This window comes from Nitrosospira sp. Nsp11, assembly GCF_900142705.1.
In the GTDB taxonomy this organism is placed as follows: domain Bacteria; phylum Pseudomonadota; class Gammaproteobacteria; order Burkholderiales; family Nitrosomonadaceae; genus Nitrosospira.
The window spans coordinates 258,330-271,850 of the sequence record NZ_FRBV01000002.1 but is presented as its reverse complement, the minus strand read 5'-3'; the positions used below and the strand labels follow the sequence as shown (position 1 = coordinate 271,850).

Annotated in this window: 10 protein-coding genes; all 10 read right to left on the bottom strand. The window is 57.1% G+C overall.

Annotated features, from left to right (window positions below; all coding sequences use genetic code 11):
* Window positions 1–50: 50 nt before the first annotated feature.
* Genes BUA28_RS04270 through sbnA form a run of 10 tightly spaced genes read right to left on the bottom strand, consistent with a single transcriptional unit; the run spans window position 51 to window position 13,228 of the window.
* Entirely contained in the window at window positions 51–2,156 is a 2,106-nt protein-coding gene (locus BUA28_RS04270; protein ID WP_072766883.1) for a TonB-dependent siderophore receptor, read from the bottom strand.
* On the bottom strand, window positions 2,146–2,694 hold the full coding sequence (locus BUA28_RS04265) for a ParB N-terminal domain-containing protein (RefSeq protein ID WP_083569867.1): 549 nt from the start codon (window positions 2,692–2,694) through the stop codon (window positions 2,146–2,148). The genes BUA28_RS04270 and BUA28_RS04265 overlap by 11 nt, the downstream gene beginning before the upstream one ends.
* A gap of 12 nt (window positions 2,695–2,706) precedes the next feature.
* Window positions 2,707–3,927 carry a type III PLP-dependent enzyme gene (locus BUA28_RS04260; RefSeq protein WP_083569866.1) on the bottom strand — a complete coding sequence of 407 codons (1,221 nt, stop codon included), beginning with the start codon at window positions 3,925–3,927 and terminating at the stop codon, window positions 2,707–2,709.
* The gene (locus BUA28_RS04255) at window positions 3,924–4,685 is read right to left on the bottom strand and encodes an HpcH/HpaI aldolase family protein (RefSeq protein ID WP_072766881.1); all 762 of its coding nucleotides are present in this window, start codon (window positions 4,683–4,685) and stop codon (window positions 3,924–3,926) included. The genes BUA28_RS04260 and BUA28_RS04255 overlap by 4 nt, the downstream gene beginning before the upstream one ends.
* Complete coding sequence (locus tag BUA28_RS04250; RefSeq protein ID WP_072766880.1) at window positions 4,676–6,460, bottom strand: IucA/IucC family protein; 1,785 nt, start codon at window positions 6,458–6,460, stop codon at window positions 4,676–4,678. The genes BUA28_RS04255 and BUA28_RS04250 overlap by 10 nt, the downstream gene beginning before the upstream one ends.
* Window positions 6,457–8,202 (bottom strand): IucA/IucC family protein, encoded by a 1,746-nt coding sequence (locus tag BUA28_RS04245; protein ID WP_256598231.1) that lies wholly within the window; start codon window positions 8,200–8,202, stop codon window positions 6,457–6,459. Before BUA28_RS04245 ends, BUA28_RS04250 begins: the two co-directional genes overlap by 4 nt.
* The gene (locus BUA28_RS04240) at window positions 8,199–9,383 is read right to left on the bottom strand and encodes an MFS transporter (protein ID WP_256598230.1); all 1,185 of its coding nucleotides are present in this window, start codon (window positions 9,381–9,383) and stop codon (window positions 8,199–8,201) included. Before BUA28_RS04240 ends, BUA28_RS04245 begins: the two co-directional genes overlap by 4 nt.
* Window positions 9,376–11,184: an IucA/IucC family protein gene (locus tag BUA28_RS04235; protein WP_072766878.1), complete on the bottom strand. Its 1,809-nt coding sequence runs from the start codon at window positions 11,182–11,184 to the stop codon at window positions 9,376–9,378. Before BUA28_RS04235 ends, BUA28_RS04240 begins: the two co-directional genes overlap by 8 nt.
* Before the next feature lie 5 nt (window positions 11,185–11,189).
* The gene (sbnB, locus tag BUA28_RS04230) at window positions 11,190–12,215 is read right to left on the bottom strand and encodes a 2,3-diaminopropionate biosynthesis protein SbnB (RefSeq protein ID WP_072766877.1); all 1,026 of its coding nucleotides are present in this window, start codon (window positions 12,213–12,215) and stop codon (window positions 11,190–11,192) included.
* Window positions 12,212–13,228, bottom strand: coding sequence for a 2,3-diaminopropionate biosynthesis protein SbnA (gene sbnA, locus BUA28_RS04225; RefSeq protein WP_072766876.1), 1,017 nt, complete (start codon window positions 13,226–13,228; stop codon window positions 12,212–12,214). The genes sbnB and sbnA overlap by 4 nt, the downstream gene beginning before the upstream one ends.
* Window positions 13,229–13,521: the final 293 nt, after the last annotated feature.

The following is a 13,521-nucleotide window of genomic DNA, read 5'->3' as shown; positions in this document are numbered from 1 at the left end:
TTTTTGCTTCACGAGTTCAGCTTCCCGAATACCCTTTTGGAACCCGGCAATCAGAATTCGACCCGAGATGCAATTTTGAACATGATGGGCGCGCCGACGCCCAGCAATCCATTACCTGCGGTACTCCAATAATTGCTGTTGGTCGCGTTATCCACGACTGCCTGGAGCATGGTGCGCTTGCCCGCAATACGGGTCGCGTAGCGTGCGCCCAGGGAGAGTATCGCGTAATCATCCACGAAGGCCTGGTTGGCGCTGTTCACGGGCCGCCTTCCCACGTAATGCACGCCGCTGCTGAGCGCCAGTCCAGGTATGCTGGTCAGGCGGTACTCGGCAAAGAGGCTGGCCGTGCGCTGCGGCGTGTTATCCGGTATCTTGCCGAAAGTCTCGGCATTGGCTCTGTTCAATTGTTCCGCCTCCATGAATAGGGCCGAGCCGATGAGCGATAACTGCTTCGTCACCTCACCCGAGGCCGACAACTCGAAGCCGCTATACCGGGCCATGCCGTTGAGAACAAAACGATTGGTGGGCACGTCAACCGTGGTCGAGGCGCGCTTGATGTCGAAGTACGCTACTTGAAGCAATATGCCCTGCGCGACAAGCGCCTTGACGCCCACTTCCTTTTGCTTCGACACCGCCGGCGCCAGGATCTCCCCATTATTGGCGCGATTGGCGGGCGCCTGCCCGCTTTCCTCGACCCCTTCAATGTAGCTAGCATATATCGACACGTTGGGAATGGGCTTATACATCAAGGACAACGAGGGGTTGACCCTATCGGCCTTATAATGGGTGGTCGCAGCGACACTTTCATAAAAACTGCTGCGTACCCCCAACATGACTTGCAACCTGCCCCCAATCAAGATTCGATCGGATATATACAAGCCCAGATCCGTTATTTTTGATCGGTTTGCGCTAAATGGCATAGTGGGAGACTGCCGCGCAATATCAATGGGGTTATACAGATTCTGGGTAGTATCGAATGTGGATGAGGTGCGGGGGTCCTGGCTGCGCTCGTTGCCGGTAAAACCCACGGATACCTCATGGGTAATGGCCTGGCCCGGAAAGCGTCCGAATACTTCGGCGCGAATATTTTGATTATCCCAATGCTGGCCCCGATTGAAGAAAGTGCGCAAGGTTCCCTCGCCGGTGCCAAGGTTGTAATTCTGGAATTGGGAGAAATTGCGGTCCCGCCTGGTTTGCGCTTTACCGATCTCGAATAGCACTCCCCAATTGTCGCTTATTGCATAATCAGCGCGCAGCAGCAGGTTGGTTGCCTCGGCGTCATACTTCTGCCATTCCCCAGCAAGATTACGACGGGCATTCGGAATAGGGGGTAATGTGATCACGCCATTGACCGCTGGAAGGGCCTGTATCGCCGCTTGCTCGGAAACCTCCTTACGGTAATGCTCCACATCAAACTTGACGGAAAGTTTATCGGTGATACGCCAGTCAAAGGCGCCCGACATCAAAGCACGGTGCCCGGAGAAATTGTGAATGCCGATATCCTCGCGCCCGGCGAGAAGATTAATGCGCGCCCCGAACTGCTGCTCGCTGCCGAAGCGCCGCCCCAGATCGATATGCGTGTTGGCGCCACCATACATATTTGCCATCAACGAAACATTTGTAACGGGATCCTTGCCCGCACGTTTGGTTACCAGGTTGACAATGCCGGATGGCGGCACGAAACCATAATATAGCGATGAGGCGCCTTTGAGCACCTCGACGCGCTCCTTGTTCTCCATCGGGATATCGATCAGGTTGATGATCGGCAGAGATCCGTTGAGGCGATAATTGCTGCGGTTTTCCACGAGAATACCGCGAATCGCAATATTGTCGTAAGTCGAACCGTTCAATTGCGAACGCGTAACACCCGCCGTATTGCGCAAGGCGCCAAATACACCGGTTATGGCCTGTGCATCTAGCACTTCCCGTGTGACTACATTACTTGTCTGTGGCACATCGATTGGCGCCATATCCCGGAATGTTCCGACCTGAACGGAATCGGAGTTGAAACTCCCTGTGCGCTCGCCGGTCACGATTACGGCCGGCAGCTTTTTCCCTGCGTCGGATTGACCACTGGACGGGGTCTCGGCTTCTGCCTGCTGAATCCAGGAAGTCAATGACAGTGCAACGATTGCCGGGTACAAATTAATTTTCATGATGCCGGCTGCCTCTCGATGAACCTGAATTTACGCCCCACGATAAATCCGTGACCGAATGTTGCTCATCCGTCGCCGCCATCATGCTGGTTTCATAGCGAGACATGAAACGCGTGGATACAGGTAAAGAAGATATGACAGCCGGATCCTGTAGCAACGGCACCGAAATGTTGCAAATGGGAAACGGCGATGAAAACCGGTGGTGGGTAGTTTTAGGGGGGTATAACTCCCCGGTTCTGGCACGACGGACGATCTCATGCGGATTGACCAGGTAGCCCTGGCGTGTCGCATCCACCTTCACGCAGTCATAGTCGAGCAGCAGGCAGGGGATATACTTCAGCCTGAGCTGGCGCGCGGCCTCCAGGCGGTGGTGACCATCCATGACAGCCAGACTGGTGCGTTCCACAGCGATGGGGATGCGCCAGAGCTGTTCGCGCAAAATGGTATCCGCCAGGGTCACCGCGTGATTGGAATAGTGGCACTCATTCGGGCGAACCCGCTTGACGTGTACAAAATGAATAGGGAGGGAACAGAGCATCGCGAGTCCTTTTTAACAATTGTCCAGAAACACACGTTCGGGATGAGGGTGGCTTAAAAAATCGTGATGGGAGATATGCCAGCCATAGGCTCCGGCCAGCAGGAAGGCGACACAATCCCCGGCTCGAAGCTGTTTGACATGGACATCGCGTGCAAGGGTGTCCTTCGGCGTGCATAGCTCGCCGCAAAGCGTGACAGGTGCATCGCGAACCGAAGGGCGCGAAAAAGGGTAATGCCAGCTTTCGCGCTCCAATATCATGAAAGGATGGTTGTGCTGCCATGAAACCGGCAGCCGGAAGTGGTGGGAGCCCCCGCGGAGGATGGCGAAGTGTTTGCCGTAGGCGGTTTTCACGTCAATGACTTCGCTCATGTAACAACCGCAGTCAGCGGCGAGAAAACGTCCGCACTCGAATACAACCTTAAACCCCGGCTGGCGCGTGGCGATGAGCGCCGAAAGGCCTGCGCAGAAGCTTTCCCAATCGAAAGACAAATCCGGATCGGCATAATTGACCCCAATGCCGCCGCCGACATTCAACCAGTCGAACTTCAGCCCATAGTGGCGCTGCCACGCCTCCGCCAGGTCAAAGTAATGTTCCATCAGGGCGAGGTGGGTATCCGGATTCAGGTTGTTGGAAATGGCATGAATGTGCAGACCCTTGAGCCGAATGCCCGGCAGGGTGCGGATGAGCTCAAGCAGCGCGGGGATTTGCGCCTCTTCAATGCCAAACTGGGTTGCCTGCCCGCCCATGCGCAATGTTGCCTCTTGCGGCACATGGGCCGGATTCACGCGAAGCAGAATATCCGCTACTTCGTGACGGCATCGCGCGATCCAGTCGAGTCGCCGCAACTGATGCTCACTTTCCACATGGATCAGCATGACTCGGTGATGGAGTGCACCCTCCAGTTCTGCGTCACTTTTGCCGGGGCCGCCGAATACGACGGGAACGGCATCATCGATGGCGCGCACACGCTGGATTTCGCCCAGTGATGCCACTTCGAAGCCGTCGGTGTGGTTGAGCAGCGCCTTCAATACCGGCTCGTCGCTATTAGCTTTGATGGCGTAAAAGAGCTGGCACGGTGAAGGCAGGCTGCGGCGCAGCATGTCGGCACGCCGGCGCAAATGCGCCAGATCATAAATATAGGCGCATATGGGCTTAAGATCCGGCTGCCAGTGGGGCTGTAACTCGGATCGCGCTCGGCTATGCAGATAGTCGTGCAAGCGTTGCGGGTTCATTGGTAAAGCACCGTGGCCTGGTGCTTTACCAGATGCGAGGCCATGGCGCGCCGCGCAATACCGCGATCATCGCCAAGAATGAACATGCGAACCGAGCTGCGATAATCGGATTCGAAGTCCCCCGGTATCCGAGGCAGGGCGCAAAACATCTTATTGTGGTGTTCAGCCGCGGCACGAACAAGTGATACCGCTTCACGTACGTCCGGATGACTGGTTTGCCAGGGCAGGCCCAGCGATTGCGAGAGATCCGCCGCACCCGCCAGCAATACGTCCACCCCTTCCACCGCCGCAATTTCATTGACATTGTCCATCCCTTCGCGATCTTCGATCATCGCTACCATCAGGGTGCATTCTCGTGCGGTACTCGTGAACCCGGCGAGGTCATCGCGGCCGTAACGGGTATGCAAGGTAGCGTTCAAGCCACGCTCCCCGAGTGGAGCGAAATGGCAAAGGCGCACCGCATCCCGTGCTTCCTGCGCCGAGCGGATATGCGGAAATACAACGCCTTCCGCGCCGGCATCCAGTACCTGAAGAATCTGATGAGGCGACGCTACCCGGACCAGCGCCGCAATGCTGTTGGCGCGGGCTGCCAGCAGCATTGCGGCGAGTTGCCCTGAGCTGATCAGTGTATGTTCCAGATCGATCACAACGAAGTCATAGCCGGCCGCTGCGATTATTTCCACGCTCAGCGCGGCGGGGGTGGAACAGAACAAGCCATAGACGATATCGTCCGCTTCCAGGCGCTTCTTCAGACGCATGACGGTTCCTCGACTTTTGCAAGGGGGTTTTGCGTTGACCGCGTACGTAACCGGATCTCGGACTGGAAGCGCCGGCTGGCAAGTAACTCGACACCCACCTCATCGGCAAAACAGTCGAACAGCGAATAACGCGCCTCACTCTGGGGATGGCGTTTCTGGTGCGCCTGCAACACTTCGCAGGTAATTTGCCAGAACTGTTTTTCCGCTATACCGTAGTGGCGCAGGAACAGCCAGGCCAGTTCCGCCAGATTGACGAAAAAAAGCGCATCGAAGGTGAAATCCCGTAATTCCTCGGCGTTTTCGCTTTCAAGAAAGGAATTTGGATTGATCTGCACATGCTCGGGCGGCGGTGCGGTAAGCACGGGCGCAGGCGCGGATAATAGCGCTCTGCTGAAGCGTACCCCATCGTGGAAGTCCTTGAGTGCTACGCGCGCCGGTAGCCCCTCTTCCACCAGCAGGACCATATTCTGGGCATGCGACTCCAATGCGGTCCCATGTTCCCAAAGCAGATGCAGTACCGGCAAGTATGCCCGCTCCACCAGTCGCTTTAGCCATTGCTCGGGCCCATGGCGCCGAACCCAGGGATCAATGAAGGGCCTTCCGTCGATATCGATATGCATGACGGCGGTCATCGGCACCGCTCTTTCACCCGGACGCAAATAGTTATGCACGCTTTCGCGCCAGATGCACGATAACGCGCCGTACTGGCCGTGAGCCATGGCCACCGGCGTGAAACTCACGCCAGCGACCTCTTTCAACAGCACGGGGCACGCCAGGGGCAATGACCAGTCGGTTCGCTCCGCCAACCCATGCAACCAGTCGCTGATGACAGGTGCATTCTGCACGGTGTGCGGCGCCAGTACCCGCGAGGTGGACGTATTGACGAGGCTCATCGAAAGCTTGAGCGACAAACGGTTGCGGTCGCTCAAATTACTTAAGGTACGGATCGATTGCTGAGGCAGATACCGGTCAGGCAGCACGCCGAGCGCAAGCAGTTCGCCTCGCGCCAAGGCCTGGTGATAGCCGGGTAGAACAACTTCGTCCCATTGCCATGGATGAACCGGTAGCGGCAGATAATCGTCAGGCTGCAACGAGCGCCGGGATAATTGATCGCAAAAGTACTGCCAGCCGGGCTCACCCAGTAGCACAACCCCCCTTTCCGCATCATTATTCAGCGTTTTACTAACCGCCCAGCGGCAACGATCACGGCGTACGGCGAGCAGCAGCGGCGCTACCGAGGTCGCGATTTCGGGTGCGTACATTTTATTTTCATCAAGTGTGAAGCCTATCCGCGACTTGTAGACCGGATGATATAGATGCCCATCGGTCAGCCTTGCTTCCAGCGTGTCATAGTCCGCATCGCGCAACGGCTTGCCGTTGTGTGCGGATAATGTTTGTGCATCCTTGATCTGCGTAGCCAGCAGTTCGGATGCGAATTGGCTCAGCCGTAGTTCGTCGGCAACCAGCCAGGGGGCAATTTCCGCCAGGAACAGCGCGGGGTCGCAGGCTTCATGGGTAACGCCGCTATCGATGCGCAGTAGTGGCGTGGTGATGCGTACGCGGCCAAAGCTCATGGTTTGGCGGGCCTGGCATTGATATCTGACGGGAACGTTATCCGCACGGAGCCCCGGCAAATTCAGTGTTTCGCCATCCCAGGTGCAATGCGGTACAGCACGCTCAAACAGCAGCGCCTCCAGCAGTTGGCGTAATACGCGTCGGCTCGCCTGGCGGTAAGCCGGACTATTAATCAGGTTTTCATAGTCGAGTGAATTCATTGGTTTACTTTTGTAATCAGCGGATTGGGTATCTCAACCCATGATGGGCATTCCCCATGCTGGTGGAAACTGCTGAGCATGTTGGCTTTTGCCGGCAAGGTCGGCTGTGTGAGCAATCGGCGTATCAATGGGTCGTCGATCGAGCTCAACATCAATGCGGTGTCGCGCCACAATGCCGGCTCGGTAGTCAGCCCGGTGCGAGCCAGACAGGCAGCCACATGGCCTATATGATTAACCAGCACGTAATACTGGAAGCGGTGCCAGGCCTGCTCCTCCGCGTAGAGAACCGGGCTGTCGCCAGGCAGGCGATCGAGGAATTGGAAACGTGCGCGGCTGATGCTCACGCCCTCCATATCTCGCGCATAGCCACAAGACGGCCAGCCATCGTGGAAGGCGATCAGGGTATTCTGCAGGTGGGCTTCAAGGCTGATGCCATGCTCCAGAAAGAGATGCAGCAACGGCAACAGGGTGACATCCAGGTAGCATTTCCACCACATGCGTATCAATCCCTCGCTGGGCGGCTTTCCTCTGGCAGACAGCCGCAACAAGGCGAGCATCGGAATTTCTCCATCGGCAGGCTCTTCCAGTACCGCCACGATTGTCCGGACGTGCTCCGCCTCGCTTGCTGGCATCGCCTGCCGGTATATCACCGCACAAGCCGCGCGCAAGGTCTCATCCGGCAGCCTCAGCGTCTGGCTCGCCAATTCGGGAAGAATGCGAAATGCCGATTGTTCGAAGATATGACGCGGTAGTAACGACAGAGCGAGGCTGGCATCCAGCGCCCGCCTGACCTGCTCGGATGGGTTGTTGCGTATGAAGTTGGTGATACGGATATTGAGCGACAGCTTGAGAAACAAATTTTGGCGGGGTAGCCAGACGGTACGCACCGAAGATGTGGGCCACGCCACTTCACCCATCGGGCCGAGCGAAATCAGCATTCCTTGATTTATCAGCGCGCTGATGTCGGGCAGACCCAGCAAATAATTGGCTTGCCAGGGATGGCAAGGCAAGAACTGGTAATCGCCGTGCGCAAGCAGATCGCGGACGAACGATGTAACTTCCGGATCGACTGCGGGCTGCTTCCCATCGATAACACGGGTCTCCAGCATGCCGGCCGCGACCGCAAAGTAGTGCAGGCGAAATGATGCGCCCAGTTCAGGCGCGTAGCGTTGCATGTCTTCCTCGCTGAAACCTTCCGCGGCCTTGGAAGTAACATGAAAAATGTGACCAAAGCGCAGTCCCTGCTCGGCAGAGAGGAAAGGCGAGCATTCCCTGGCGGGTTTATGCAAATGGAAGCGGCGGACCTGGGCTATGCTGTTTCGCATCAGCGTTTTTAACCGACGTCGGCTGTGATCGGCCGTTTCCGCAGGCTGATCGGCGGCTGCAGCGAGCGCGTCGGCGATCAGATCAGCCAGCAACGCCGCATCTGTTGTCAGGGGTTGCCAATTACCGCGCCGTCCAATCCAGGCAAATGGCGCCAAGCGGTGGTAGCCAACTGGCGAAAAGTAGGTAAACGCCCCCGCTAGCTGGTACTCTGTTTTTGCAAGCGAAACCAGATACGGCGCTGAGCCAGCGGCGCGCCAGGCCTCAATATGCGAATGAAGTTCGGCGGGCCCAGCGTCATCCGCTGCGAGACGTGGATCGAAAAAGCCTGTTTCCCGGCAATAGGTGTTGACATACTGCTCCACCAGGCGCCGCTCTATCGGCGCCATTTCCAGCAGATGTGAAGGCATCGGAATCATTTTTTTAACTCCGCAAATGAAAAGCGAGCTGTACGATCGCTAAAAACCAGTAACCCGCCCGCGAAGAACAGCACGGCAACAGGCCAGATAAGATCGATGGGGGAAAGAAACGGCAGCAGGAATAAAATGAGTAACGGGCCCACCAGTTGGCCGACGACCATGAAGCTCCTGCTTAATCCCGTCACATAACCGTATGCCGAGATGGGTAGCTGGCGGCTGCAAGCCAGTAACACCGACTGCATCAACGCCGCGTAACAGGCGCCCTGGGTTATACGCAACAGCGCGACGATCCAGATCTGATCGATAAGGATCAGTAAACCGCTCGATAGTGCGCACCCCATGGCAGCGAACGCGAAGTAGCGTCGCGGTTCACCGCGATCGTTCAGGCGGCCCCACAACGGAGCGGCCAGCATGGTCGCAAGCCAGCCCAGCGCGTGCAGGAACCCGATCTTGCTGGCCATTGCCTCGGCAGCAGGGAAACGCGCCGTCAGATAGAGTGCGAAGACATTGACAAAGGCGAATGCAGCCGCCTGAATAAAGCATGCTGCAAGCATCCAGTTGCGCAGGTTGCTGTCGCCCAGCACGGTACGCAACCCGGAAAAGGGCAAGGCGGAAATTCCTGCGACTTTTCGCGGCTCGCTGAGTTGGGTCCACAGTAGTCCGCCAGCTACACCCGTAAATACGGCACTCGTCAGAAGCAACGGCTTGAGCGACCAATAGTCCAGCATCATCCCGCCCAATAACGGCCCTGCCAGCGCCCCGCACGCAATGGCGCTTTCCTGCAAACCCAGCGAGCGCCCCCGTGAAGTTTCATCGCTGACATAGCCAATGAAGGCGGTGAGCACCACGCCTATGGTACTTATGCCTTGCAGCAAACGGCCCAGCATGAAGCCGTGCACACCCGGGCTCAGCGCCATCAGCAGCATGCTGGCGGTGAATACGGCCAACGATGCCAGCAGCATTCGCTTGTAGCCGAAACGATCGCAGCACGTGCCCACGTAAGGAGCGAAGCACAGCGTACCAACGGCGGGCGCCGCCAGTGCAAGGCTGCTCCAGTGCGCGGCCCCCGCGGCATCCATCTGTTCCAGCGTTGCAATATACAACGGCATGATGGGTACGAAGACCATCAGCCCAAGCGTGGTAACGGCCTGGCAGACCAATAGCAACGTGAGATTATTCATGCCTGTTATCATGGTGCCTGTCTGTCATCTTCGGCCACGACGGACTGCCGGCCAACAAGGGATTAGGCAGACGCCCCATGGCGCTGGGCATGCCCGTGCCGAAACTTGTGATATTGAATAGCGGAGCAAGCAATTGCTTGAAGGGCCACTCCGCCTCCTCCAGCAACATTTTTCTTGTCTCGCCGGCGATTTCAACCGGCAGCGGAACGCGTGCCAGACAGGTTTCGAGCGCTTGGCGGACAATACCCCAGCCATGCGCTTCGTCCCGTCCATAATAGGTGGCCAGCGCAGCGAGAATCGCATACAGATTGACCTCGATCGCCAGGGTTTGCAGATAAGCCAGCAGTTCCCGCGGTGTATGCAGTTCCAGTGTATTAGGCGTGCTGCGATCGATTACGTAGTCCGGGATCGTGACACCCTGGGCCTGCATCAATGGGCAGCACACGCGCAAAGTGTCATGGTCACGCAGCATCAGCGCGGCAACTTGCTGGCCCTCGAAGGCCAGCAATACATTCTGCCCATGCAATTCCGGCATGACGCCGCGTGCAAAACAGCGCAGTCCCAGCTCGAGTAAAGCCCCGGCAATGTCGCCGAACAGGCGCCAGGCGGCTTCTTCCGGCGCTGAGGAACCGATCAAGTGATCAAATGCCAGCAACTTGCCGTCAGCCAATACCGCCGGCAGCGCCGCCATCGGGATCAGTGTGGCGCCGGGGAGTGTTGGATAGCGGCGAATCATGCAAGCCAGTTCGCCCGATTCGGATTCGAGCGCGTCGCATTGGCTCAATGCCCACCATTGATCCTCATCGCACAGCAACAGGTGAGCCGCCAGCCAGTCGTCGCGTCGACGCAAGGATTCCAGGCAAGCACTGGCAAGTGTGCCGTTATGTAGATACCGTGGCGGCAGGGCGCGAGTTGCTCCCAGCGTACGAACAGAGAGTGCGAGCTTCAGATGCGTGCCGGGGTTTCCTGTGACGGCAAGCGAACGCAACGACGCAGTGGGAGTCGCCGTACCAGGCCCGATACTCAGATAAATGCACTCGCTGAGCTTCAGGGGAATCGATCGGTTGAGCCAGGCCCACTGCCATGGATGAACCGGCATCCATAGCCAGTTCTCGCCATCGGCATGGGAGGCGCGAGCGGCCTGAGTCAGCCTGTCGCGTTGGCCAGGATCGAGCAGGCGCTCCGCCAGAGGCTGACCGGCGAGTGGAGCCGCCGGTCCGCTTACTATTTGATCTCGCGGTACCGCAACCCAGTGAAGCGGAAGCGCTGCCATTGTTTCCGTGGCATAGCCATAGCCATGGTCACCATTCCAATCCTTGGCACGGGCCAGGGGATGAAACGGCCGGTCTTTAAGGCAGCTCAACGCTTCCCAGGGCAGCAAGTCTTCGGGCGCAGCCATGAGACTTTCCAGGATATTTTGCTCATGCACTGCCGCAAACGCGGCCTGGTCATAGGCAAGTGTGAAGAACCGCGAAAAACGGCCTGTCCCGTCACTCCACCAGTCTGCGGTCTGCAAGACCTCGACAATCCTGCTGAGCTCGAGGTTGGTCGCCGTATTCGTATTTGTATGCAAAACCGCGTTGGAACCCTGCACCCGAAACGGGCGCAAACCATTTGCCTTTTGCCCCTGCCAGCGTAACGACCGCGTTTCGTCAAGCGCAATTTCCATAACTGCTTTTCCATCGGCCTCCGGATGCAGGATGCAATGCCCGCGAAAATCGTAAAGGTTTTCCAGCCAGAGCGCATCGAACAAGTCCTGAGCCAGCCGATTCGCATACGGATGAGGTGGGATGATCTGCATGCGGTTCAGCCGTATAGCGGCAGTCGAGTACCGGTTCCACGCTCATGCGCAAGGCGATAAAAGTGACGCGCGCAAATGATGTCGTCGATGGCCATGCCCATGGGGTTAAGCAAAATGATTTCGTCTTCATCCTCCCGACCCGGCCTGTCCCCGATAACAATCTCCCCAAGCTCTGCATGCAACTGTTCACGGCTGAAGCGCCCTTCCAGCACCAACTGATTGATGATCTTCTTTTCGCGATTTGACTGGTCCCAATCATCCACCACCACCTTGTCGACCCTCTCATAGACATCCTTGTGAACGTCCATGATGGATATATTGCTGATAAAAGCACCGGGTTTAAGCCAATCGAAGGCCAGGTAGGGGGTACTGGTTACGGTACAGGTCACAACCACGTCAGCCGCTCTCACGGCGGATTCGGCCGAGTCCGTACAGAGAAAATCCACATCCGGATTACTTTCCGCCAATATGGCCCCCAGCGATTTGGCCGCCTCAGGGGATAAATCAAACAGATGAATACGCTGGATCCTCCGAAACTGCTCCAGCAGCGTCTGCATCTGCATACGCGCGATCGGTCCGCATCCGATACAGCCAACATCGGTAAAGCCCCCACGTGCCAGATAGCGGGTACCCACGGCAGTAATGGCTGCCGTGCGCATGCCGCTGATCAGTCCGCCTTCGAGGATTGCAATCGGATAATTGGTCTCCGCATCATTCAGCACAATGACCGCGCTGGCACGCTCAAGACCAAATTGAACCGGATTGTGCTGGCGGCTACCGACCCATTTCAGTCCGGCGACCGGCTGCTCGCCGCCCAGATAACAAGGCATGGCAATAATACGGTCGGCGATGTGATCGGCGCCTGGCCAGCGCAGATAAGGTTTTAGCGGTTGTACATAGTCGCCCCGCGCATGCGCCGCCAACCCATCCACTATTGCATCTACATAAGGTTGGGAGTGGCTGCCGCCTAATGAGCTAAGATCACTGCGACTAAGATAGAGCAAATCAGGTGAAGTATCCGGTATGCTCATGCTGTTTGTCCCAGAGGCGTGCCGGCAGGAGTGCCGGTAAATCCTTTAGTCATGCGTGCAAAATGGCGTTCCCTCATGCGCAACAGCCACTGGTCGTTGTATACCGTGTCCAGATAGCGCTCGCCCCGATCGGGCAAAATGGTCAGGATGCGTGCCGGTTGCAGCAGGCGGGCGGAAAGCCGCTGGATAGCGGCAATTACGGAGCCGGATGATCCCCCGGCAAAGATTCCCTCCCGCTTTACCAATTGCCGGCACGCCACGGCGGATTCATAGTCGTCGATCTGGATCACCTCACCGAGCTCATCGCGCTTCAATAATTCGGGTACGCGGCTTGCGCCAAGCCCGGGTAATTCACGAAGCGCCGGTGAAGTACCGAACAGTACCGAGCCGAATGCATCTACGGGGATGACCTTCAGGGCAGGCCAGGCCTCGCGCAGACGCCGCGTAATGCCGTGGATGGTTCCAGAGGTGCTGACACCCAATACCAGATAATCCACAGGGCGGTCCAGATCCCGCAGGATTTCCTCGCCCTCGCCGTGGTAATGGCTTTGCCAATTACGCTCGTTGGCATATTGATTCGTCCATACCGCATCGGGTTGCTCGCGCAGCATCTGCTTGACCCGATCGATGCGGGTTTCGAGATAACCGCCCTGGCGATCCTTCTCGGTGACAAGTTCGATATTGCCGCCGTAACATTGAATGATCTGGCGGTTCGCAGGCGAGAGCTTCGGGTCCACCACCGCCGTGAAACGTAGCCCGTGCATGCGGCAAACCATAGCAAGCGCAATGGCAAAATTCCCGGAGGAGCTTTCGATGATATGCGAATTGGAACTTATGGAACCGTCCGCCAGTCCCCGCTCTACAATATAGTGCGCTGGCCTGTCTTTAATGCTGCCACATGGATTGAACATCTCCAGCTTTGCCAGCACTTCACACCGCGAATCGTTGAACAAACGAGAGAGGTTGACTATTGGCGTCTTCCCTATGCCATCGAGAATACTGTGAAGGATCATTTGGTATTTTCCATTAGATAATAATAATGATTAAGTAAATAAGAACAATAACGAGAGTAATAATCATTAATTAACGATGCAGAGGCCTGAATCGGCCTTCTCTGCTTTGTTCTACTTTTAGAGCTTGATTTCGATCAGAAACCGGCCTTGGCAAGGCCCAACCAAGCGATGTGATCCAGTCCGGGCTAGTTGTCCCGGCTATGTTGGCTTCGGCCGAATTCCTGCGGTCACCTGATTAGAAGTTATGATGTGGCGCTGATTACGTCGAAGGCAGTCCAGGCGAAGCAACGCGC